This window comes from Streptomyces sp. DG2A-72 (assembly GCF_030499575.1).
Classification (GTDB): domain Bacteria; phylum Actinomycetota; class Actinomycetes; order Streptomycetales; family Streptomycetaceae; genus Streptomyces.
This window is the reverse complement of record NZ_JASTLC010000001.1, coordinates 7068204-7089923: the sequence shown is the minus strand read 5'-3', so window position 1 is coordinate 7089923 and position 21720 is coordinate 7068204. Positions and strand designations below refer to the sequence as shown.

Genomic DNA, 21720 nt, shown 5'->3' with positions numbered 1-21720 from the left:
GGCGGTGGGCCACCGTCGCCTTCGCACTCGAGCGGATCCGCGAGGAGGACGACGCCCGGCAGGCGATCACGGAGTCCGGCCGCTTCAGCGACGGCAGCCCCATGAACCCCGGCCACATCCCGGACCTGAAAGGGCAGTCCGCCGACTTCACCTGGCAGGAGTTCCGCGACGTCCTCACCCACGCACCGGCCCTGCTCGATCAGTGCCGGCCCGCCACGACCGCCTGGCCCGAAGACGCCGCCGCACTGGACCGCCTGGCCCGAAGACGCCGCCGCACTGGACCGCCTGCGCGAAGCCCTGGCGCAGGGCACCGGGATCCTGGCCGACTGGAACGCCCGGCTGGACGACCTCCGCCAGACTCCGGCCGCACTGCCGGCCGAGACGTACGGGGACGCGAAGGCCGAGCGCGACGCGCGCATGCTGCCCGTGATCGAGGCATGGATGGCCGACGGCGAGGTGTTCCTGCGCCAAGCCCGCGCCGCCGCCCCGCTCCACCCGCTCGCCGCACACGACCACTGTGTCCGCGCGCTCCCGCCAGCCCTGCCCACGCCTCCCGGTGCGCGTTCCGCGCGCCGGTTGACCTGAGAAGAAAGACCCCGCACCTGTCTGACCACTTCCGCTTCAGCGCCCACCCCAAACACGGCTTCGTGGCCATCGCCACGGCGAACATCCCTCCACACCTGGCCCAGTGGTTCCTGGTCCGTGAGCAGTTCGAGCCGGTACCCGATACCCCGGGCCTGTACCGGCTCGCCCACCCCGAGCAGGACGGAGTACGCCGCACCCGCCAGGCCGTCCACGACCTGCGCCGCCACGGGTATGCGGTCCAGGCCGATCCCGCCCTCGACCCTGCCCGCACCCCCGGCCCGCCCCAACCGGCCGTACGCAACGGGCTGATGGAGCGCCGCACCCGCGTCGCGCAGGCCGCCGCCACCCACTCTCCGCAGCAGGCACCCCCGCTCACGGCCACGCCCATGCCCAGCCGCCGGGGCCCGCAGCCCGCTGCGGCACCGGTTGCCGGACCCGGCCGATCGGCCGGACCCGCACGGGGCCGGTGAGCATGGGAAACGCAACGATCCGGATCACCCGGGACGAGCTCGGTGCGGTCGAGGTCGACGGCTCCTACGACGCCTTCGCCGCGAGCATCCTGGCTCGCGCCGGGTTCGAGACCTTCCCCACGCTGCGCGGCGTCTGGGTCCGGCTCCCCTTCGACCTCGGCCGCGCCTGGGAGAACGAGCACGCCAGCTGGGCGGCCGACATGCTCACCGCCGCACGCTACCGCGTCGACCTCGACCCGGACCTGCGACCCGGCCCGCCCGACGGATCCGCGCCGCCGACGACCCGCCGCACGAAGGCCGCGATGACCGCCCAGCCCGCACCGCCCGGTAGCGCCCGGCGCCCTCACCGCTGATCCCGTGAATGGAAACACCTCTCCCCAATTGACCACGACTGATCATGCGGTCGGCCAGGCCCCGGCCGCCGCCTCGACTTCCTCTCGCGCTGTGCTGGGCAGCCAGCATGTCGCCCGGCTGCTCGGCGGCACTCTCATCGGACGCATGCCCAACGGCATGGCGCCCGTCGCCATCGTGCTTCTGATCACCTCCCACGGTGCCTCCCTGGCCTCCGCCGGACTGCTGAGCGCCCTGTACGGGCTGGCTGGCGCCCTCTCCCAGCCGGTCAAAGGCCGCCTGATGGACCGTCATGGCCAGCTGCCGGTGTCCGCACCCGGCGCAGTCATCAACTCCGGCTGTCTGCTGCTCCTGCTAGTCGGAGACGATCCGACCCTCGCGCTAGCCGCGGTCGTGCTCGCGGGCCTGTCCTCCCCTCCCCTGGAGGCAGGACTGCGGGCCCTGTGGCCCACCGTCCTGCCCGACCCTGGCCGGCGCCGGGTCGCCCTCGCCCTCGATACCGGCTCCCAGGGCCTGCTCTACATCGCCGGCCCGCTCCTGGTCGCCGCGCTCGCCACCGCCTACGGTCCCCGCGCCGCGATCCTCGCGACCGTCGTGCTCGGCCTTGTGGGCACGACCGTGGTGCTCACCGCGCCCCCGTCCCGCACCTGGCGCCCGCAGCACACCGCTGGCTCCACCGCGGCCGAGCTGCACAGCACGCCCCTGTCGCTGGTCTTCCTGGCCCATGCCGGCTTCGGGATTGCCCTCGGCGCCATGAACGTCTGGGCGGTGGCCATGGCCGAACTGCACGACATGGAGCTGCTGTCCGGGCTCATCCCCGCCGCCTTCGCCACCGGCAGCTTCCTCGGCGGCCTCCTCTACGCCCGCCGTGCCTGGCCGGGCTCGCCCATCGTCCAGTTGCTCACAGCCGCGGCCGGATTCTGCGCCGGCTGGCTGCCGCTGCTCGGCCTTCCCGGCCCTCACATGGCCACCGTCGTGGTCACCGTGCCGGGCGTGTTCCTCACTGTGGTGATCGCCTGCGGCTTCACGACCGCAGACGCCCTCGTGCCAACTCAGCGGAGAACCGAAGCGTACGCCTGGCTGATCGCCTCGGTCGGCGCCGGCCAGGCCGCCGGCACCGCCCTAGCCGGGGCCCTCGCCACCCACCGCCTCACCACCGCGGCCCTGCCCGCGGCCGGAGCCGCCCTCGCCCTGACGGTCCTCGCCGCCGCCCGCCACCGCATCACGGCCCGCCGTGACACCTGCCCCACCGCCGTCGTCCCATCTGTTTTCCACCCCAGCGACTCCTCGGTCCCCAATAGGGGCAGCCACCGCTGGTCCGAGGCCGACACGCCCACCCTCCCCGTGGACGTCGCCACCGCCCCGCTTCCCATCCCTCACCTATGAAAGGCCCTTCCGCCTTGCCCCACCCGTCTTCGTCCGTCTGGGACCACCACATCGAGGACTGCGCGCTCTGCACCTCACCCGACCGCGACGAGCCGGCCCTGCTGCGCTGCGCCGTCCTCACGGTCTTGCAACACGGCTGCTTCATGGCCGAGGACGACATTCCGCTGGCCGAGATTCTCAGCGACGGCGGCCACTACCTGCGCGGCTTGGCTTCGTCCCTGGGCGGCGACGAGACCACCCCGGTGCCCAAGACCGAGCACTGGCCCTGGGTCGACGCCGAACTGCGCCTGGCCGTCGCCCGCGCCGCAGGTCTGGACGCCGTCAGCACCCTCGATGCCCGGATCGACGGCGTCTTGGCCACCGCTGCCCGCAGGACCCCGCGGCGCCAGGCGGATCTCCTCGAACGTGCCGCCGAGCAGTTCGCCGAGCAGCACGCACCCGCCTCTCGCACCCCCTGACCACGCCGGCGCCCGCGCCGCCCCAACACAAGGGAGAATTCCCGCCCATGGCCGTTGTTGGTACACCCGGCTATCAGAACGTGCGGAAAGGCGAGTCAGGTAGCTGCGGGGCGGTGAGGCCCGCCGCCGAGCATGTCGGCAGTCATTGCCCATCGTTCGTGGTCCAGCCACGCACCGTTGATGTGCTGGAAGCTCCGGGCCCGCCTCGCCTTCGCCCAACACCCCACCGCTTTCCCGCCACCACCGATAGGAGATCCGCCTTGCCCGAAGCACCAGCAGAGCCGTTCATGACGATCCGGCACACCATCACCGGCGAGATCACCACCACCGGCTACAACGCCGCCGCCCGGCGGATCCTGCTCCAGGCCGGCTTCGAAGAGACGCCAGGCTGCGCCTGCCGAGCGACGGACCCCGGTACGGAGCGGACGCACGGGCCTGCTCGGCAGCCAGCGAGCTGCTCGTCGCCGGCCACCCCGTGCACCTGGACCGAGCCCTCGGTCGGCCGGTGAGCGCCGACGGTACGCCCCGGTTGGCCCGGTCGCCGATGTCGGCACAGTCCGTGATCCGCTCCGAGAGCGGCCAGCCTCTCCAGCGCATCGCCAACCCCGCCCGCACCCGCACCTGTTGAAGGGGCCTCGTTTTGACCACACCCGGAGCGCCTACCAGTCCAGCGCGCACCAAGGCCGGCGAACTACGGGCCAAGGTGGCCCGACTGCTGGCCGACCGGCCGGCGGACACGCTCACCATCGGGGACATGGCCAGGCAGCTGGGCCACTCCCACGGCGCCGTCCGCAACGCCGCCCTCACCCTGGTGCGACGCGGCGAGGCCGACCAAGGCGGAACCGGACAACCGGAGTTCCGCGCGAACGCGAAAACCGCCGCAGCCGCGCAGACCGCTGTGATCAGCCCACCGGGCACCCACTCTCCCCGCGCCCAGGCGGCCACGGCCCGCACGACCATTCCCGCAGCAGCCACGCCCAGGCAGACCGGCCCGATCCGCCGCGCGGGGGGCCAGGTCTACCACCCCCGGGAGCTGGCCGATCTGCCCGACGTCGAGGCGTTGAATCGCTTGCGCGACGCCGACGTGCCAGTGCTGCTCTACGGCCCTCCGGGCACCGGCAAGACGAGTCTGGTCGAGGCGGCGTTCCCGGACCTGCTCACCGTCGCCGGTGACGGCGACACCACGGTCGGCGACTTGATCGGCGAGTACACACAGGACGACGCGGGAGCCTACGTCTTCCAGTACGGTCCGCTGGTCACCGCGATGACCGAGGGCCGCGCCCTGCTGATCGACGATGCCACCTTGATCTCACCGAAGGTCCTGGCGGCGCTGTATCCCGCGATGGACGGGCGCAGGCAGATCCAGGTCAAGGCCCACAAGGGCGAGACCATCAAGGCCGAGCCGGGCTTCTACGTGGTGGCGGGCCACAATCCCGGCGTCCACGGGGCGGTTTTGACGGAGGCGCTCGCGAGCCGGTTCAGCGTGCAAATCCAGATCGGCACGGACTATGACCTCGCCCTGGCGCTGAGGATCGATGCCCGGGTGGTCCGGGTCGCCCGACACCTCGCCCACCAGGTCGAACTCGGCGAGCTGGGCTGGGCCCCCCAACTGCGGGAACTGCTCAGCTACCAGAAGACCGAGGCCGTCCTCGGCACCAAAGCCGCGCTCGCGAACCTCGTCGGCATCGCTCCTGTGGAGGATCGCGACGCCGTCGCCGCCGCCGTCATCAAAGCTGCCGGCGTCAAGAAGATCGCGCCCCTCACCCTCGGCAAACAGCTCCCCGCCTCGGCCGTCCGGCAGCCCCCGGGCAGCACCGGCTCCGCACACCGGGGCCGCTCGCGATGAGCGCCCACCACCACGTCCAGTCCCCCGCCACCACGCCGGACGACGACGCCGACCTCGCGCGATGGGACGACGACGGCGCCCCGCCCGCGCAACCCCGTTCCTCCCCGGACGCGTGGCTGCGCGTGGGAGCCGAACTCGGCGATCGGCTGGTCACCCTCTCCGGCCGCCAGGACCTCCTCGTCACCTGCCGCCCCGGCACGCGCAGCGGCGCACCGGCCGCGTTCTTCCCCACTCTGGGCGAGGTCGAGTTCGACGCCGGCCTGTTCGCCCCGCTCCAGCCCCACGAGATCCATCCGCGGATCGTGGGCGACGAGGAGCGGTATCCCGCCGCCTGGGGAGTGTTCGTCCACGAGGCCGCGCACGCGGCCCACTCCGTCTGGACGAAGCCTGCCGGAGCGAACCCCCGTGTCGTCGAGGCCGCGCTCCTGCTGGAGGAGAGCCGCGTCGAAGGCGCACACCTGATCACGCGGCCCACGGACCGCACGTACCTGCGCACCAGTGCCCGAACCCTGGTCATGCCCGACATCGCCCACCCCACCCTCCAGGGCATCGAGCACGCCGCCGCCGTGGCTGCCCTGGTCCTCGGCCGCCGTGACGTCGGCATCCTGGACGCCGGCGAGACCCGGGCCGTCGCCGATCTGTGCGAAAAGGTGCTGGGCGCAAACCTGCTGGCCACACTCACCCGCATCTGGACCGCAGCCCACCAGTGCGCCGACCACGACGCCACGACCATGCTCGCGCACGCTCAAAAATGGTGCGACGCTCTGGACACCGCTGCCCCCGCCCTGCCCGTGCCGGAGAACCTCACCGATCTGCTGTCCGGCGCCGTGGGGGTCGTCATGGACAGCACGGCAGCCACCGACGCCGCCGACCTCGCGGCACAGGCCGCAGCGACCAACGCCATGGCCGCGCAGTCCAAGGCGCAGGCTCAGGACCGCGCCCAGCGGGCCGGCCAGCGACGCAAAGCCGCCGCCACCGCCAAGTCGGTCTTCAACGCCCGTGGCACCACCGTCACCCCCGACGGCACACCGGCGCCCTACGGCAACCCGGTCACCGGCACCCGCAGGCCCACCGCCGCCGAGCAGAGTGCCGCCGCGCGCCTGAGCCGCGCCCTGCGTGCCGCCGCCTACCGCGAGCGGACCGAGGAGCGGACCACCAGCCCCACCCCGCCCGGCCGCCTCAACATGCGCGCGGCCCTCGCCCGCGACGCTCAGCGCGCGGCCGGGTCGGTCCCCACCGCGGAACCGTTCACCCACACCCGCCGCCGGAACTCCCCCACCCCACCGCTGCGTGTGGGTATCGCCGTCGACGTCTCCGGCTCCATGCGTGCCGCCTGCGCGCCCGTCGCGTCCGCTGCCTGGATCGTGGCACGCGCAGCAGCCCTGACCGACCCCGACTCGCTGACCGCCACCATCGCCTATGACAGGCACCTGACCGCATTGACCCGACCCACCCACCGAGCACCAGAGCGCGTGACGACGTTCGATGCCAACGGCGGCCACCACAACCTCGGCGACGCCATCGACGCACTCGACCACGGCCTCGAACTCAGCCGCCCCGGCGCCGGCCGCCTCCTCGTGATCGTCACCGACGCCCGGTACGGCAGCGACGAAACGGCTCAAGCCGTCACCCGCGTCCAGCAGCTCACGACCGCCGGCTGCGCCGTACTCCAGCTCACCCTCACCGCGGAGTCCCGCCACTTGCCGGGGACCACCTTGCTGCACCTGCCCCAGCCTTCCAGCGCTCCCGTCGCCATCGCCACGGCGGCCACAGACGCCATCCGCAGGACACGCTGAGACGACGCAGAAGGCGGAAGCGTCCCCGAGACCACCGCCAAGCACTCCAGACCACCTCCGTCCGCCGCATGAATCGTGCATCTGATGCACGACCCTCCGCAACGACGCAGGCCACCACCCCAACCGCCAACGAAAGGCACTCGATTTGAAGCCCCAGACCAGCAGCCCGACCTCGAACGTAACGCCCATCAAACGGAATTCCCCGGGGGTCCAGAAGACCTGGACCGTCGTCCACGCCTGTGGACACGAGATCACGCACGACCTGTCCGACCGCCCTGCCGACCGGCGCGCCGGATTCGCCCGCTGGCTCACCGAACGCGACTGCACCGACTGCTGGAAGGCCGCCCGCGACGGCGACAATGCCGGCAAGGAGGAGTGGCTCGCCGCCCGGCGCGCCGAAGAGCAGCAGGCCGCCGCTCTGTGGGCCGAGCAGTTCGAGATGCCGCCGCTGGAGGGCACCGAGCGCGCCCAGGACTGGGGCGAGCGCTGCCGCCACCAGCTGGCCACCCGCGCGTATGCCGCCCTGGTCACCGAGGGCACCTGGGACGAGACCGACTGGGCGGTGCTGGAGGAGAAGATCCGCACCATTACGCGGGCCGGATGGTGGATCGACCAAAGGGATGCTGAGGGCACCGATCTGCCCGAACTCCTCGACGCCGCAACCGAACACGACCGCGGCACCGAGAACCCGTTCCGGTAGCCGACCAGCGGTTATACCCGACGATCCCCGGTTACCGAAACCGGGGATCCTCCGGAGCATTGATCCTCCCACCGCCACCCCGTGCCGCTCGTGGAAGGACCCCTTGCTGTGCCCGACGCTCCCGGCCCCTCGCACATACCCGCCGCCTGGAGACCCTCCCTGGAGACGCTGACCGCCAGGCGGGACATCACCCACGCCCACTTCACCCCCGGCGACACGGTCGTGATCCCCACCGGCGTCGCCGACGGCCGCCTGTCCGGCGACGTCATGACCATCGTCGCCCCCTCCTGGCACACACCGACGGACGAGGACGGCTGGCGGCTGCGCAACCCCAAGGGCGGCGACCGCACCTTCATCACCGCCCACCCCCGCTACATGATCCACCTCTTCCGCCACTGCCCCGACTGCCTGATCCACCGGCGCGCCCTGGAGGACTACGTGCTGCCCAAGGTGCCCTTCGGGAGCGGGTCCTTCGGCTGCGGCTGGTACTCCCTCACCCACCTCAACCAGCTCGTCCACCGCGCCGACGCCCGGGGTGGCCGGTGACCCTCCCCACCCGCCGCCCCGGCCGGGCCATGACGCTGCTGCGCGCCAGCGCCGACGCCACAGCGGCCGTCCCCGCCGTTCACTGGCCCGCGCAGTTGGCCGCCAGCCTGAGCGAACTCGACGCGACCTGGCAGGAATCCGCGCAGCTGTGCGCGGATGCCGCGTGGACAGCCCGGGCCGCCGGCCACAGCGTCCTGGGCCTGCTGCGCGCCGAGGACGCCCTCGCTCCCGGGCCGGACCCGGTCGCCACCCGGGCCTTGCGGCATCTGTACCTGAGCGCCCTGCGCTACGACTTCCGCTGCCCCACCCTCGCCTCCCTCATTGAACAGCTCCCGCCGCAGGAACGAGACGGCCTGGACTGCTACAGCCGTGCCCTGTACGCCTTTGCCCTGCTCGGGCAGTCCCGGCCCGAGGGCCTCGCCCTCATGCGTCACGTCCTCGACGACGCGGACGACCACCTCAAGACGTTGCATGTGCTGCTGCACGGGCTGTGGCTCGGGCACGACCTGCGCGGGCGCGAGGAGCAGATGCTGCAGATCCTCGACCGGCCACCGTTCGCCTCGCGCACCGACCCGATCGCGCTGTTCCGTGAGGCCGGCGCCCTGCGCGGGCTCGGCGAGTACCGGGCCGCGCTGGCATCGATCGACCGCGCGCTGGACCTGCTGCGGCCCGGCGACGCGTCCGTCCACGCCGACCTCGTCCGCGAACGCTCCCTGATCGCGGCGGTCCGCGACGTCCGGTACCTCGTCGGCCGCCACGCGGAAGGGATCCATGGATGATCCCGCGCGTGCACGTCCGGAGCCTGGAGGCTGCCGAGGCCCTCGCCGACGCCCTCGACCACCCGGTGTCCGATCGGGAGGGCCTGACCGGACATACGGCGGTCGCCCACTGGCCCAGCCTGGACCACTTCGCCCATGGCGACAAGCAGCCGACCTGGACGTCGCAGGAATGGGCGACTCATCTGGACGTCCCGTCGTGGAATCATCCCTTCGCCGCGAGTCCCCAGGAAGACCGCTTCGCCATCTGGCACGCCGATGTGCGTCTCGCCCCGGTCGACCGCCAACTTACCGGCCCCGAGTGGTCCGAGATCGCCCACCGGCTCGCCCGAGCCGCCGGCATCGCGACGCCGGGCGACACAAACGGCTGCCGCTGGATCGCCGTCCAAGCCCAACCCCGGCGCCTCGACCTGATCGCCAACCTCATCCGCGCCGACGGCACCTGGACCACCCAGCCCGACCTGCACCGCCGACTGATGACAGAGTGCCAGCGACTCGAGACGGACCTCGGCCTCCTCCAGCCCTTCCACGCCCCTCCCCCGCCCCACGCCACCGCCGTCGGCGCCACGGCGCAACTCGCCCAGCTGCTGCACCAGCTCGCCGACGAGGCAACCGGGCCACTGGCCACCGTGCGCACTCTCGTCGAGCACGCCGCGCACCGCCTCGGTCCCCTCCCCCACGCCTACGGCCCCGCCTCGGAACACCAGCTGGAGTGGATCGCCCGCCGCCTGCACGGCATCCAGCAGGACCTCAACGCCGTCGCCGCAGACCTGTCCGCCGCGTCCCACCAGACGGTTGGCGCCCCTGTGCGGCCCGTTCCCCGGCCCACGGCAGCGTCCGCCCCTCCTCGATCAACTCCCTAGAAAGTTCCCGCCCGTTGCCCCTGGCCGACCGCCTGCTGCCCCTGAGGCGCGATGTTCATTCCGGCGAAGTTCTCGCCCGCGGCGGAGACCCCGGAGCCCACAGCATCCTGCAGCGCACCGGGTTCGTCCTCGTCGCCCGGCTCCACGACCCGGCGGCCGTGCACCGCCGAGACGGGCCCGGGCGAGACGGAAGCGTCCGCCGTCTGCGCCTGCCCGCCGGCCCGTATCCCCACCAGCCCCCGTGCCCTCCCCGCCACACCGGCCCCGACCGGCCGCCGGAGATGAGCCACCACCCTTTGCCCCCGAGGAGACTCTTGCCCGCCCCCGACGACTCCCTTGGCTCCTTCGCCGCAGTCCTGGCCGGCGAACTGCCCGGCCAGTGGAGCAGCCAGTACCACCCCGACCGCGGAGGTAACACCGACCACGACGAACTGACCGCCGATGTCTGGGACATGGACCAGGTCGCCGACGCCATGGCCGAATACATCGTCGACTACTGCGCGGTCCTGACCCGCCGCGCGGACGGCACCCGGCTGTTCATCATGGACCGCAAGGGCCACGACGACGGCTTCCTGATCGCCGCCATGGCGCCCGAGGACCTGCCCGTCGAGGCGTTCCGCGGCGTCCGCGAGCCCGACGGCATCGCCGTCGACGAAGACCCCTTCCGCGCCGCCAAGCACGTCTCGTTGCGCCTGCTGCCCCGCTACGAGAAGGCCCTCGCCCAGGTGCGGGACAACGCCTCCCGCCTCGCCGCCGAACAGGCCGGCACGCAGGAGCGTGTGGTGCTGACCTGGTCCGGCGAGGACCTCGTGGCCGCCCAGCCCGACCGTGACGACATCGCTAAGGCCCTCACCGAGTACGGCTTCGTTTTCGACGAGGCACAGAACCTGTTCGTGCTGTCCGACGGCGATTCGGCCCGGGTAGCCGCATCCGTCCGCGCCGTCGGCCACCGGCTGTCTGAACTGGGCGTCGGCGTCCTGCTGTCCCGCCCGCCCGGCCGACCCGCCCCGGACACCGCGCCGGCCCAGCCGCCCGTCTCACCGGCCCGGTCCCCGCACCGAACCCGTTGACCAGCAGCAGCGGGGCTTTCAAGGAGCCGCCACACGACAACAGGAGATCCATCCCATGGGAAACCGCGCCGACGACGAAGGCACCGACGTCGAGATCTACCGCAAACCCCTGACCGACACCGTCCACGCCGACACCCCCACCGGAGCCCCCGAGCAGCTCCTCGCGCTGCTCGACAAGCTCGGCTTCGAACGCAACACCGTCCAGCCCGCAGGTGACGCAGGCCCGACCTACGTCTGGCACGAGGCCCCCGCCCACCTCGGCGAGGACGAGAAGAAGCAGCTCGCCTCCCGCGCCGTTCCCACGCTGCTGATGGCCGGATACGTCGTCCACATCCCCAACTACCTCTTCGACGAAGCCGCCTACCGCAGCGCCGCCGCCCAGATCCGAGCCCAGCGCGCCGCACCCACCGCGCCCGCACCCTCAGCCGGGGCGCCCTCCCGGGCCCGAAGCTCGCACCGCGCTGGCTGACTTCGCCCAGGCCCTCTGTCCCATCTGCTGGAGCCCCATGCCTTACCCCACCGTCCCCTATGTCCTGGCGGCGCCCGGCTACCTCGCCGGCGGCGGCGACTGGGAACACCTGACAAAGTGGCTACTGCGCGGCCACGGCTGGCAGGACGTGTCCACGATCGACCAGCACACCGCCCTGGCCAGCCCCGACGGCCGTCTGCACCTCACCCTCAGCCGCCGGGGAGCCTGGACGTGGAGCCTGCGCGCCACCGCCACCGCCCCCGCGGGGCGGGAATGGGCAGCAATCCTCGGCGCTCACCTTCCCGTCGAGTACGTCACCGCGCTCGTGGATGCCATGCTGGGGCCTGACTCCCGCCACCGCCCTGATGTCCTCGGCCCGTTGCACGCGGCGGGCTGGAACGCGGACGCCGCTGCCTCCACGCTCACGGCCGTGTCACCGGACGGCCTGGTCCGCTTCACCGAGGAGACCGCACTCAGCCCCACGCGCGGGCCCTGGCACGCCGCCTGCACGGTCGACGGACATACCTGGTGGACCGCCACCTTCAGCACCCACACCCCGCCCGGCGTCGTCGCCGCGTTCACCCGCACCCTCGCCTCACCCGACCCGCTGCCGCGCATGGCCATCGGAACACCGCTGTACGGATGCGGGCCCTACACCCGTCTCACCCAGACCCCACACAGCTACGACGACGAGCAGGCGCTGCTCGAAGCACGGATCGCCGAAGCCCGTGGCCGCCGCTTCGCCGGCGCATCGCCTGCCGCACTACCGCCCTCTACCGGCCGCCCTCCCCTCGGCCGCCCCCGCTGACCACACCCCCACGTCGGTTCATCACCCGTTTTGGGAGCTTTCCGTATCCCTCGCACCACGACAAACTCCACCACCGATCACCGCTGATCGTCCGCCCCGCCTGGCCGTCTTCCTCTTCCGCCGCTACCTGCGCGCCTTCGTCCTGAGCACCCGAGGCAGGGCCAACCCGCTGGCCACCGGCCGCCCCGAGTCCGCCCTGGACGCATCCCGCCGCCTCGGCCACCACAGCTAAGTCCCCCGCCCCCCGTCCCGATCCAGGAGGCCCGTGACCGACCCGCCCGTTCCCCCCGTGAGACTCGCCCAGGAGATCGCCGACCAGATCGGCCGACTGTCCGAACACCTCGACCTCGCTCCACCCCGCGAGGCCGCCCACATCCTCGCCACCGTCCTCGACCAACACGTCGGCGTCCTGGGCCGGTTCACCGCTCTGATGGCCACCGGCTCCCAGTTCGCCAAGCACCACTCTGAACGCGGCATCCTCCCGCCGGAGGTCTGGCTGGCGGTGGGCCGCGCCGCCAACGAACTCCACAGCATCGGTCTGGACCTCGACGAGCACGTCGAACAGCTCGATGCCCTCGCCAACCCAGCGGCACCGCCGCTGCCGGCGACACCGAAACCGGTCGCCTCCGCCCTCGTCGTCAGGCGGCGCCGATGAAGAAGCAGTGGACCGGCTGGGGCGCGGGGCAACAGCCCCAGCAGCACTACCTCATCCAGCCCCGCCATCTGGCCGGCGGTGGCGACCTGCGGCACGTCACCGAATTCCTGCGCGCCTCCGGCTGGAAGGACAAGTCCTCAGGGGGCCGCCTCGTCTTCGACAGCACCGACCGCACGGTCCGCGTCGGCTACGACCCGTTCACCCAGCCCGGCGGCTGGACCATCTCCGGCAAGCCAACCGCGCGGCAGGACGCCTGGCATGCGACCTTCGGCCGCCAGGTCCCCGTGGAGATCGTCGCCGGGTTCACCGACGCCCTCACCCAGCCCCGCTCCGCGCACGCACCGAACGTCTGGGCCCCGCTTCAGCAGCAGCGCTGGAGGACCGAACACGATGGGCAGTTCACCGCGACGAGCCCGGACGGCGACGCGTTCGTGCAGTTCCACACCGGCCCAGCCGGGCAGGCCCACTGGTTCGCCGGAGCCCGTACCGAGCATGGCCGGACCTGGGACGCGACATTCACACCGACCACCCCGATGCATCTCCTCCAGGCGTTCACCACCGCTCTGGCCGATCCGCAGCCGGTGATGCGTCCGCGCGGGCACGTCCCACCGTCCAACCGGATCCGCACCACATCCGTCTCCGTGCTGCCTGAAGAACTCAGCGCCTGGCAGCAGGCCCGGATCACCGCCGCCCGCGCCGCGACCTGGGCGCGCAACTCGTGGGGCACCACCCGGCCCCGCCGCAACCCCGCCCCTGACCCCTACTCCACGGCCGGCCGCGCACATAGCCGCTGACCAGACACGACCGCGCCCCTGGGCCGGCACAGCCCCCGCACCAGGGAACCTGCCGCCCGGGCCCGCTCCCCGCTCAATTCCGAGGACCCTTCATGCCCGACCACTTCCCGGACACGGACGTCGACCCCACCCCCGACGACATCCGCGACGCCGCCGAGACCCTGTCGCAGCTCACCGTCTATCTGCGCGGCAACCCCGACCTGCACACAGCTCTCGCCCTCATGGAGCCGCTGCTCGACGAATACACCGGCCTGCCCATCCAGCTCGGCGATGTGTTGCGGGCCTTCGCCCGAGCGGTCACCAACAGCCCGGCCATGCGCAGCGCCGACTTCCACGCCCTCATCGCCGATCTACGCACCGCGGCGTGGGAGCAGACCGAACAGCACACGCTGCACTACGCGCTCGACGAAGTGCGGGCCCTGCTGCACCAGGAACCCACGACAGCGCAGGACCGTTCGTGACGCTGTCAGAGCGGCAGCTGACCGAGTATGCCGATCAGATCGCCTGGCGCATCCCGTTCGACACCACGCCCCGTCACCTGGCCGGCCCCGGTGACGCCCGCTACGTCACACACGGCCTGGCCGCAGCCGGATGGAATCGCACGTCCGACCCCCTCGGCCCCGACATTGTGCTCACCAGCCCCGGCCTGCGCTACAGCCTGCAGTTCGACCCGCAGTCCACCACCAGCGCCTGGTGGCGGCTGCGGGCCAAGGCAACCGCCACCGAACCCGGCTGGTATGCCGAGTTCGGAGAACTCCTGCCAGCCGAGGTTCTCGCCGGGCTCACCGACGCCCTTGTCGCCGCGCCCCGCAAGCCGCAACCGGACCCCTGGCAGATGCTGTCCACCGCAGGCTGGCCGGTCGATGACGAAGGCCGGGCCCACTCGCCCGACGGCATGGTCGCCGTGGAAACGCGAGCTCTGGCCAGCAGCAACGCGGCCCGCTCATGGCACATCGACGCCGGCAAGTCCGAGGGTGGCCCGCGCCTGTGGCACGCCTCGTTCGCGAGCGACACCCCCACCCATCTGGTCGGGGGCTTCATCGCCGCGCTCACCAGCCCCGAACCACTCCAGCGCGGCATGTTCGACCGCGTCGCCCACTACAGCGCCGTACAGAAACCCAGCCCGCTCACTCCCGAGCAGGTCATCGACGTCTACCGCCGCCGTATCGACAGCCTCCGCCGCCGATCCCGCGCACACCGGCGCCGTCAGCAAGCCCTCACCACCGCGCTGGCCCCGGCGACGCCCCCTCGTACGACGCCCACCGCCCACAGCCGATAGCCCACTCCACCCCATGAGTCTTTCCGTGCCCTCACTTCCATCGCCCTCGGCTCATGCCGAGCTGCTGGAGCAGCTCGGCCGATACCTGCACGAGAGCGAGAAGATCCTCTCCGACTGGGACACCTACTCCGACCAGCACACCGACGCCGACGGCTGGCCATACGGCGACGAGACGTACGGGCGGCGCGCCGCCCACCGCGACGCCGACACGGCCAAGGCGTTCGAGTGCGTTCGCGAGGGAGCACACCAGCTGCTCGCCACCGCCGAGATCCAGCTCAACGCCCTGCCCGCCGGCGCAGTACAGGCCCGCTGGGCGTGGCAACTCGGCGCCCTGCGCAACGCGCTCGACCGGCTCGATGCCCTGCACGACGAGTGGCTGCAGACCCGCGAGCATCTCCCCGCCGACGCCGGCCCCGGGACCGAGGTCTTCGACGACGCGCTCGCCGTCCACCACGCCGAGGCATGGAGTGCCCTCGATGACTGGGCCACCCACGGCCATGCCATCCGGGACATTCACACCGCCGCCCGGCACGCCCCCTCGGCCCTGGCCCCGGCACCGACCGCGACAGCGGCCCCACTCACCGGCCGGCCCAGCCCGGCGCGCAGGTGACCGTGTCCGACACCGACGGCGTCAGCTTCGGCACCCCGCGTCACCTGGCAGGAGGCGGCGACCCCAGCATCCCGGACGCCGCCCGCAGATTCCTGGCCCGGACCCCGGTGACAGCACACCCCACTGCAGCACTACCGGCCCGGCCGCACCCGACACCAGCCGCCCGCGTCCGGTAGCCACCTGCCCACGACTCCCGCTCCCCTGGAACTGCGCCCTGCCCAATCACACCACCCCCAGCACCGACGGCTACGACCTCGCCTTCCGCGTCCTGCTCGGCGCCCTCGCGATCGCCGTCCCCTTGTCCAACCTCGCCTGGCTGTGCGGCAACCTCCTCGTCCAGGCAACCCACTCCGGTCCCTGGGCGCCGTACCAACCGGTCGACGCGCTCCTGCACCCAAGCCGACTGTGGCCAACAGCCGGAGAAACGTCCCTGCTCATCGGCGCCCGCATCATCCCCGTCACCGTCATGATCGCCCTCGCCGTCACCGCCGCGCTCGTCTACTCGCGGCAGAAGAACTCCGCAGGCGGGCGGAAGAAGAAGATCGCCGGAATGGCCAAGCCGAAGGACATCGAGCCGCTCATGGCGAAGGCCATCACCGCCAAGGCCCGCTCCCTGCGCCCCAGCTTGAAGGACGTCAAGCGCATCGACGCCACCGACACCGGCATCTTGCTCGGCAACCTCCAGGGCACCCGCCACGAAGTCCGCATGGGGTACGAGGACGTCGCCGTCGCGATCATGGCGCCGCGCTCCGGCAAGACCACCTCGCTCGCGATCCCCTCCATCCTCAACGCTCCCGGCCCGGTCCTGCTCACGTCCAACAAGGCCGCGGGTGACGCATACACCGCCACGCTCGACGCCCGAGCGGCGGTGGGCCGGACGTGGGAGATGGATCCGCAGCAGATCGCCCACGCCGAACGCGCCATGTGGTGGAACCCGCTCGCGGACGCCAAGACCCTCGACGGCGCAGGCCGCCTGGCCGGCCACTTCCTCGCCGCATCCGTGGATGCCTCCCAGCAGGGCGACTTCTGGTCCAAGGCCGGATCCAACATCTTGAGTCAGTTGTTCCTCGCCGCGGCGCTGGACGAGCGGCCGATCACCGACGTCATGCAGTGGCTCGCCTTCCCGGCCGACCGCACCCCGCTGGACATCCTGCGCGACCACCAGTTCACCGCGGTCGCTGCCCAGCTCAAGGGCACCGTCGAAGGCCCGCCCGAGACCCGCGACGGCATCTACGAAACAGCCCGCCAGTACGCCGCCGCCCTGCTGAACTCCGAGATCGCCGCCTGGGTCACCCCACAAAAGGACGTCCCAGAGTTTCGCCCCTCGGAGTTCGTTCGCTCCACCGACACCCTCTACCTGCTGTCGAAGGACGGCGGGGGCGGCGCCAGCGCACTGATCGCCGCGTGCGCGGACTCCGTGATGCGCGCGGCCACGGCGCAGGCCGAACGCGCTGGCGGGCGCCTCGACCCGCCCATGCTGGCGATCCTCGACGAGGCCGCCAACGTGTGCAAGATCAGCGATCTGCCGGACCTGTACTCACACTTGGGCTCACGCGGGATCATCCCGATCACGATCCTGCAGTCCTACCGCCAGGGCCAGAAAGTGTGGGGCGACGCGGGCATGGACGCCATGTGGTCCGCCTCGACCCTCAAGATCATCGGCAGCGGCATCGACGACCCCGACTTCGCCGACAAGCTCAGCCGCTTGATCGGCGATCACGATGTCGAGACCACCTCGACCTCGCACTCGGAGTCCGGCAAGTCGACCTCCGTGTCAATGCGGCAGGAGCGGATCCTGCCGGCCGACGCCATCCGGGCCCTGCCCAAGGGCACCGCGCTGTGCTTCGCCACCGGCATGCGCGCCGCGATGCTCGACCTGCGTCCCTGGTACCTGGAGCCCGGCGCTGACGAGCTGTCCGCCGCCTCCGCCCGTGCGTCGAAGGCCATCACCGCCCGCGCCGTCGCCAAGCACGCACCCCAGCCAGGCGACTACGGCACGGCCGCCTAACCGGGCTGCGCCACACCCCCCGGTTCGCACTCAGCGCACCACGACCCTCCGGAGCAGCATGGCTCTCATCGACCACCACGACGTCTTCATCGGCTCAACCGGCGACGGATGGACCTTCGTCGTCCTCAACCGCCCTATCCCCAACGCCGCCCACATCCTGACCGGAGCGGGATTCACCGCCCGCGAGCACCAGGGCCGCACCCTCTACCTCCTGCCGCCTGAGACCGCCGAGGAGGCACAGGAACGCGCCAGCGTCGCGGCCTACGGGCTCATGGCCCACACCCTCGACGGCGTCGACCTGGCCTGGACCACACGCCAGCACGGCGCAACACCGTCACGCGAGCCCGACGTAACCATCCGCTTCACCGACCACGCGGTCACCGCGACCGCGGCCCCGGGCCAGGCCGACGCCATCCTCGCCCAGCACGGCTTCACCCCAGCGGGGGCGAAGCGGCAGTACGCACTGCCACCCGGACTCGGTGAGCGCGACGCCCTCATGGCCGTTGTCCGCGCCGAGGCTTACCTCTACGCCGACGGCATCAGCGTGCGCATCGACCTCGGCATCGCGACCACGCAGGACATCCCACCGGCACCATCCCGCCCCGGTGCCGCCCCCGCACAGCCGCCCACCACACAGGTCCAGCGACGCAGCCGCTGACCCACGTCCGCCTCACCCGGAGCACTGCACCATGCGCCAGATCGACCTGCAAGCCGAGATCTTCCGCCTGCGGCAACTCGGCAGCGACTTCGAGGACTTGCACAGCGAGATCCGCTCGCTCACCCTCACCCCCGGCACCGATGCCCGGCAGCAGCTCACGGCGAAGATCGTGGACACGAACGAGCTGGTCCAACAGGCCATGTTCCGCCTCGCCGCCCTCGACGGCAGCCAGTACACCGCCGTACCCGGCAGCCGCCCGTCCCTCGAAGCACTCGCCTCCGTCGTCTCCGCCGCCAGTATCGCCGCATGCGACTTGTCCTGCGCGCTGGAGGCCAACCCGCTGGAGGGCGCCCCGTTCCCCGGCCCGCCGGCCGATGAAGCAGCTGTGCGGACGGCGCGGCACGCGGAGGCGGTCCCCGCCATGGCGGAGCACCTCGCGGACGCCGCCCACCAGCTCAACCTGGCCCACACCGGCTGCTACTACCTCGCCAGCGGCATCACCCGGGACCTGAAGCAGCACGCCGAACAGAACCAGGCGACACCGGCGCCGAAGATCACGGACAGTCAGTACGCCGTCCTCGCCCGGCTGTCCGCAAGTGGTGGCACCCGTTACGTGATCAGCCGGTACGGCGTGCTCAAGGTCATCGACAAGGACCGGGCCACCGTGAACGTCGCCACCCTCAACGCCCTGATCAAGCGAGGATTCGTCGCAGTGGACACCACGACATCCCTGCACCAGGGCCAGCGCCTTGACGTCACCGCCGAAGGCCATCGTGCCCTCGCCCAGTACAAGCCCACCACGACCCCCGCCCGAACAGCGGCCGTGACGCGTCCTGCGGCCATGCAGGCCGCCGCAGGGCGCACGCGATGACCGGCTTCGCCCCGACGGACCGCGTCCTGGTCAGCCCCGTCTACCTGGCCGGCCCCGGCAACTCCACCGTGGTCACCAGACCGCTCCACGCAGCGGGCTGGGCTGAGGCACGCACGCCTGCCGGGCGGATGTTCTCCAGCCCTTGTCTGCGCGCGCAGATCGCCGACCTTCCCGACGGCTGGACGATCTCCTACGCCCGCGAGCCGCTGGCCGTCCCCGACTGGACCGCTCACTTCACCCGCGATACCCCTGCCGAGATCGTCTCCGCCTTCACCACCACGCTCGTTCGCGGTCTGCCCGACGACCACCGTGACCATCGGCCCGGTGGTCCCCACCACACACTTGCCAGCCCTGGCGATGTTCTGACCGTGCGCGGCTGGAGGGACGACCTCGGCCCTCTCTTCCGCTACCAGCACGCCCCGGACGGCCACGCTTACCTCCGCCTCAACCTCGGCGAGGCCGACCACACCGAACTGGAAGGCGAGGTCTGTGCCGCCTGGACCCTGTACACCCGCGTCGAGGCCGCGGGCGGACCGCGCTGGTACGCCGACTTCACCAGCCGCACCCCTTTGCACCTGATCGCCGCCACCGCCGACGCCTTCTCCCGCCCGGACCCCGTACGCCGCAAGGCGCGCGACCTCCCCGAGCGCCACCTGCCCTTCCTGACCATTCGTTCTGCGGCGGCCCGCACCCAAACTCACGCTGCCCGCGCCACCGCCCGGTCATCGGCCAGCGTTGTATCCGTGGCCCGAACACCGGCGCACCTGCGCCTTGCCAACCCCACACGATCACGCCGTTGACCTTCCCGCCCGGCCTCTTCGGCACGGCTCAGGCTCCGCCGCCTGGGCCGTTTGGATGCCGGCACCTGACGGCGGTCCGAAGCGTTCCGTCTCTTCCCGACCACTGGACTCCTCTGTGCCCGAACCCCGCCCCGACCCCGGCCTGCGCCGCACGCAGCGGGCCGGCCGTGACCGTAGCGATGACGATGTCCTCGTCGCCCCTGGCTACCTCGCCGGCAGTGCCTACTGCGGGACCGACGCCTTCGTCCCGCTGACCCATCACTACTGGCACGACATGAGTGACGAGATGGGCAACTTCTACGTCACGACCATGGGCAGCCAGCTCCGCATCGCCTACGTCCCAGAAACATCCGAACTGATGCCGGACGCCACCGCTTTGTGGCAGATCCGCTGCCGCACGGATCTGCACGCCCCACCGACGTGGACCGCGGCCTTCACCGACGAGACCCCGCCCGAGATCGTCGCCGCCGTCACCGCCGCCCTGGACGCCGACGTCACCGCGGGCCGATGGGACGACGAGCCCTACCGCGAGCGCGATGACCATCCGGAGACGGTGTGGGAAGTCCTGCACGCCGCCCGCTGGCACATCACCGTGGACGGCTGGCACATCACCGCCACCTCGCCCGACCGGCTGGCCCGCCTGGAATACCCGCCCTCCCTCCTCATTCGGCGGGCACACAGTGGCCCGGGACGAGGCGTGGCACGCGAGGATATCCTTGCCACCCCGGATGCGCGGCGGACGCTGTGGGAGGCCGACTTCCACAGCGCCACCCCCGCCCACCTAGTCGCAGCCTTCGCCACGGCTCTGGCCGATCCGGCGCCAATCTCCCGTGAACGCGCCTGCGTGCCGCGCGAGTGCCACGCCCACCTGCGCCCGCTGAAGCCAGACGCCCCCACGGCGCCCCGGCCTGCGGCGGTGCCCACCCCGCGGGACCTCGCCCGTACCCGGGCGGCTCGCGGTCCTGCACTGGCAACCGTCAGCGTTCCGCGCTGGTCGACCACCACACGGCCGCCCGCCATCGCTGCCCCCGCCGTGAAGCCGGGCCCGCGCCGCTGAACATCTCCGCCGCCGGGCTCCAGCGCAACACAGCCGCCGAAGGCCCCCGCGCGCTCGCCCGCCACGGTCACCGCCGAGGGCCGGCAGGCCCTGGCCCAGCGCAAGCCAGCGGTCAAGGTCTCCACCCGCACACCGTCCGTAGCGTCCCCTGCTGCACCGCAGGCAGCCGGCCTCCGGCGATGACGGACCACGCGCCCACCGGCCGCGCGCGGGTCTCCCCCCGGTCATGCAGCCGACAGCAGACTGGGGAGCGCCTCGACTCCGTACTCGGAGCGCTGATCCACCGGTCCGGATGGCGCTACGCCCACGACCCGGCGACCAGCCACGTGATGCTGGACAGCCCCTGCCACAGCGTCCTCATCGACGTCACACCGACCAGGGCGGACGAGACCTGGTGGCGGATCAGCCACCACGAGCCCTACTGGCAGGCCCGCTTCAGCGGACGAACGCCCGCCGAAGCGATCGCCGCCCTCGTCCATGCGCTGCCATGGTTCCTCGGCGATGACCGGCACACCAAGCAATTCCCCCTCGACACAAGCACGTTCGTTGAGATCGCGGACCACAACGGTTGGATCACGGCCACCGACGGGCCGGCGACCGTGTTCACGTCTTCTGACGGCCACTGCGTCCTCACGCACACCCCGGACGCCGAGACCCGCTGGACGGTGCGGCACAGCCTGCCGGGCAACGCCGGCACCCGCTGGAGTGCCCGCTGGACCCGCGCCACCCCGCCCCAGCTGGTCGCCCAGTTCTTCGCCGCTCTCGCCGGCACGACGCCCGTCGAGCGCACCTTCGGCAGCCCTGCGTTCCTCGCACACAACGCCAGCTCCGCAACGATCACCCTCGTCCACGACACGACGCTCA

26 protein-coding genes and 1 pseudogene are annotated in these 21720 nt (G+C 71.9%); 26 read left to right on the top strand and 1 reads right to left on the bottom strand.

Features of this window, described 5'->3' with window-relative positions; translation table 11 throughout:
• The first annotated feature begins 417 nt into the window (after positions 1–417).
• The 12 genes from QQY66_RS33805 to QQY66_RS33750 all read left to right on the top strand — a co-directional run bounded on the left by QQY66_RS33805 (position 418) and on the right by QQY66_RS33750 (position 9777).
• Positions 418–585 carry a hypothetical protein gene (locus QQY66_RS33805; protein ID WP_301984101.1) on the top strand — a complete coding sequence of 56 codons (168 nt, stop codon included), beginning with the start codon at positions 418–420 and terminating at the stop codon, positions 583–585.
• A gap of 62 nt (positions 586–647) precedes the next feature.
• A complete protein-coding gene (locus QQY66_RS33800; RefSeq protein ID WP_301984100.1) occupies positions 648–1055 on the top strand; it encodes a hypothetical protein in 408 nt (135 codons plus the stop codon).
• 2 nt (positions 1056–1057) lie between these two features.
• Entirely contained in the window at positions 1058–1408 is a 351-nt protein-coding gene (locus QQY66_RS33795) for a hypothetical protein (protein ID WP_301984099.1), read from the top strand.
• Positions 1409–1436: 28 nt separating this feature from the next.
• Positions 1437–2792: an MFS transporter gene (locus tag QQY66_RS33790; RefSeq protein WP_301984098.1), complete on the top strand. Its 1356-nt coding sequence runs from the start codon at positions 1437–1439 to the stop codon at positions 2790–2792.
• A 14-nt stretch (positions 2793–2806) separates the two neighbouring features.
• A complete protein-coding gene (locus QQY66_RS33785; RefSeq protein ID WP_301984097.1) occupies positions 2807–3250 on the top strand; it encodes a hypothetical protein in 444 nt (147 codons plus the stop codon).
• Between the two features lie 287 nt (positions 3251–3537).
• Complete coding sequence (locus QQY66_RS33780) at positions 3538–3759, top strand: hypothetical protein (protein WP_301987581.1); 222 nt, start codon at positions 3538–3540, stop codon at positions 3757–3759.
• Positions 3760–3953: 194 nt separating this feature from the next.
• Positions 3954–5096 carry an AAA family ATPase gene (locus QQY66_RS33775; protein WP_301987580.1) on the top strand — a complete coding sequence of 381 codons (1143 nt, stop codon included), beginning with the start codon at positions 3954–3956 and terminating at the stop codon, positions 5094–5096.
• A complete protein-coding gene (locus tag QQY66_RS33770; protein ID WP_301984096.1) occupies positions 5093–6892 on the top strand; it encodes a hypothetical protein in 1800 nt (599 codons plus the stop codon). Before QQY66_RS33775 ends, QQY66_RS33770 begins: the two co-directional genes overlap by 4 nt.
• Before the next feature lie 250 nt (positions 6893–7142).
• Positions 7143–7592, top strand: a complete 450-nt coding sequence (locus QQY66_RS33765; RefSeq protein ID WP_301987579.1) for a hypothetical protein — start codon at positions 7143–7145, stop codon at positions 7590–7592.
• A 108-nt stretch (positions 7593–7700) separates the two neighbouring features.
• Entirely contained in the window at positions 7701–8138 is a 438-nt protein-coding gene (locus tag QQY66_RS33760; protein ID WP_301984095.1) for a hypothetical protein, read from the top strand.
• The gene (locus QQY66_RS33755; protein ID WP_301984094.1) at positions 8135–8917 is read left to right on the top strand and encodes a hypothetical protein; all 783 of its coding nucleotides are present in this window, start codon (positions 8135–8137) and stop codon (positions 8915–8917) included. Before QQY66_RS33760 ends, QQY66_RS33755 begins: the two co-directional genes overlap by 4 nt.
• A gap of 8 nt (positions 8918–8925) precedes the next feature.
• Positions 8926–9777 (top strand): hypothetical protein, encoded by an 852-nt coding sequence (locus QQY66_RS33750; RefSeq protein ID WP_301984093.1) that lies wholly within the window; start codon positions 8926–8928, stop codon positions 9775–9777.
• Here the strand turns inward: QQY66_RS33750 and QQY66_RS33745 are convergent.
• Entirely contained in the window at positions 9774–10010 is a 237-nt protein-coding gene (locus tag QQY66_RS33745) for a hypothetical protein (RefSeq protein WP_301984092.1), read from the bottom strand. The two genes, QQY66_RS33750 and QQY66_RS33745, sit on opposite strands and share 4 nt — an antisense overlap.
• 81 nt (positions 10011–10091) lie before the next feature.
• Between QQY66_RS33745 and QQY66_RS33740 the strand changes: the two genes are divergently transcribed.
• The 14 genes and pseudogenes from QQY66_RS33740 to QQY66_RS50525 all read left to right on the top strand — a co-directional run.
• The gene (locus QQY66_RS33740; protein WP_301984091.1) at positions 10092–10847 is read left to right on the top strand and encodes a hypothetical protein; all 756 of its coding nucleotides are present in this window, start codon (positions 10092–10094) and stop codon (positions 10845–10847) included.
• A gap of 55 nt (positions 10848–10902) precedes the next feature.
• Positions 10903–11316, top strand: a complete 414-nt coding sequence (locus QQY66_RS33735; protein ID WP_301984090.1) for a hypothetical protein — start codon at positions 10903–10905, stop codon at positions 11314–11316.
• 37 nt (positions 11317–11353) lie between these two features.
• On the top strand, positions 11354–12124 hold the full coding sequence (locus QQY66_RS33730) for a DUF317 domain-containing protein (RefSeq protein WP_301984089.1): 771 nt from the start codon (positions 11354–11356) through the stop codon (positions 12122–12124).
• 265 nt (positions 12125–12389) lie between these two features.
• The gene (locus QQY66_RS33725; protein WP_301984088.1) at positions 12390–12779 is read left to right on the top strand and encodes a hypothetical protein; all 390 of its coding nucleotides are present in this window, start codon (positions 12390–12392) and stop codon (positions 12777–12779) included.
• Entirely contained in the window at positions 12776–13573 is a 798-nt protein-coding gene (locus tag QQY66_RS33720; RefSeq protein ID WP_301984087.1) for a DUF317 domain-containing protein, read from the top strand. The genes QQY66_RS33725 and QQY66_RS33720 overlap by 4 nt, the downstream gene beginning before the upstream one ends.
• A gap of 92 nt (positions 13574–13665) precedes the next feature.
• Entirely contained in the window at positions 13666–14034 is a 369-nt protein-coding gene (locus tag QQY66_RS33715; protein WP_301984086.1) for a hypothetical protein, read from the top strand.
• Positions 14031–14852, top strand: coding sequence for a DUF317 domain-containing protein (locus QQY66_RS33710; RefSeq protein ID WP_301984085.1), 822 nt, complete (start codon positions 14031–14033; stop codon positions 14850–14852). The genes QQY66_RS33715 and QQY66_RS33710 overlap by 4 nt, the downstream gene beginning before the upstream one ends.
• A 13-nt stretch (positions 14853–14865) precedes the next feature.
• A complete protein-coding gene (locus QQY66_RS33705) occupies positions 14866–15462 on the top strand; it encodes a hypothetical protein (protein ID WP_301984084.1) in 597 nt (198 codons plus the stop codon).
• A 214-nt stretch (positions 15463–15676) separates the two neighbouring features.
• A complete protein-coding gene (locus tag QQY66_RS33700; RefSeq protein ID WP_301987578.1) occupies positions 15677–17470 on the top strand; it encodes a type IV secretory system conjugative DNA transfer family protein in 1794 nt (597 codons plus the stop codon).
• 58 nt (positions 17471–17528) lie between these two features.
• Positions 17529–18128 carry a hypothetical protein gene (locus QQY66_RS33695; protein WP_301984083.1) on the top strand — a complete coding sequence of 200 codons (600 nt, stop codon included), beginning with the start codon at positions 17529–17531 and terminating at the stop codon, positions 18126–18128.
• A gap of 31 nt (positions 18129–18159) precedes the next feature.
• Positions 18160–18999 carry a hypothetical protein gene (locus tag QQY66_RS33690; RefSeq protein ID WP_301984082.1) on the top strand — a complete coding sequence of 280 codons (840 nt, stop codon included), beginning with the start codon at positions 18160–18162 and terminating at the stop codon, positions 18997–18999.
• Positions 18996–19799, top strand: a complete 804-nt coding sequence (locus QQY66_RS33685; RefSeq protein ID WP_301984081.1) for a DUF317 domain-containing protein — start codon at positions 18996–18998, stop codon at positions 19797–19799. Before QQY66_RS33690 ends, QQY66_RS33685 begins: the two co-directional genes overlap by 4 nt.
• 115 nt (positions 19800–19914) lie before the next feature.
• A complete protein-coding gene (locus QQY66_RS33680; RefSeq protein ID WP_301984080.1) occupies positions 19915–20856 on the top strand; it encodes a DUF317 domain-containing protein in 942 nt (313 codons plus the stop codon).
• A gap of 179 nt (positions 20857–21035) precedes the next feature.
• A pseudogene (locus QQY66_RS50525) lies at positions 21036–21626 on the top strand (DUF317 domain-containing protein); the annotation flags it as partial.
• Between the last annotated feature and the right edge of the window lie 94 nt (positions 21627–21720).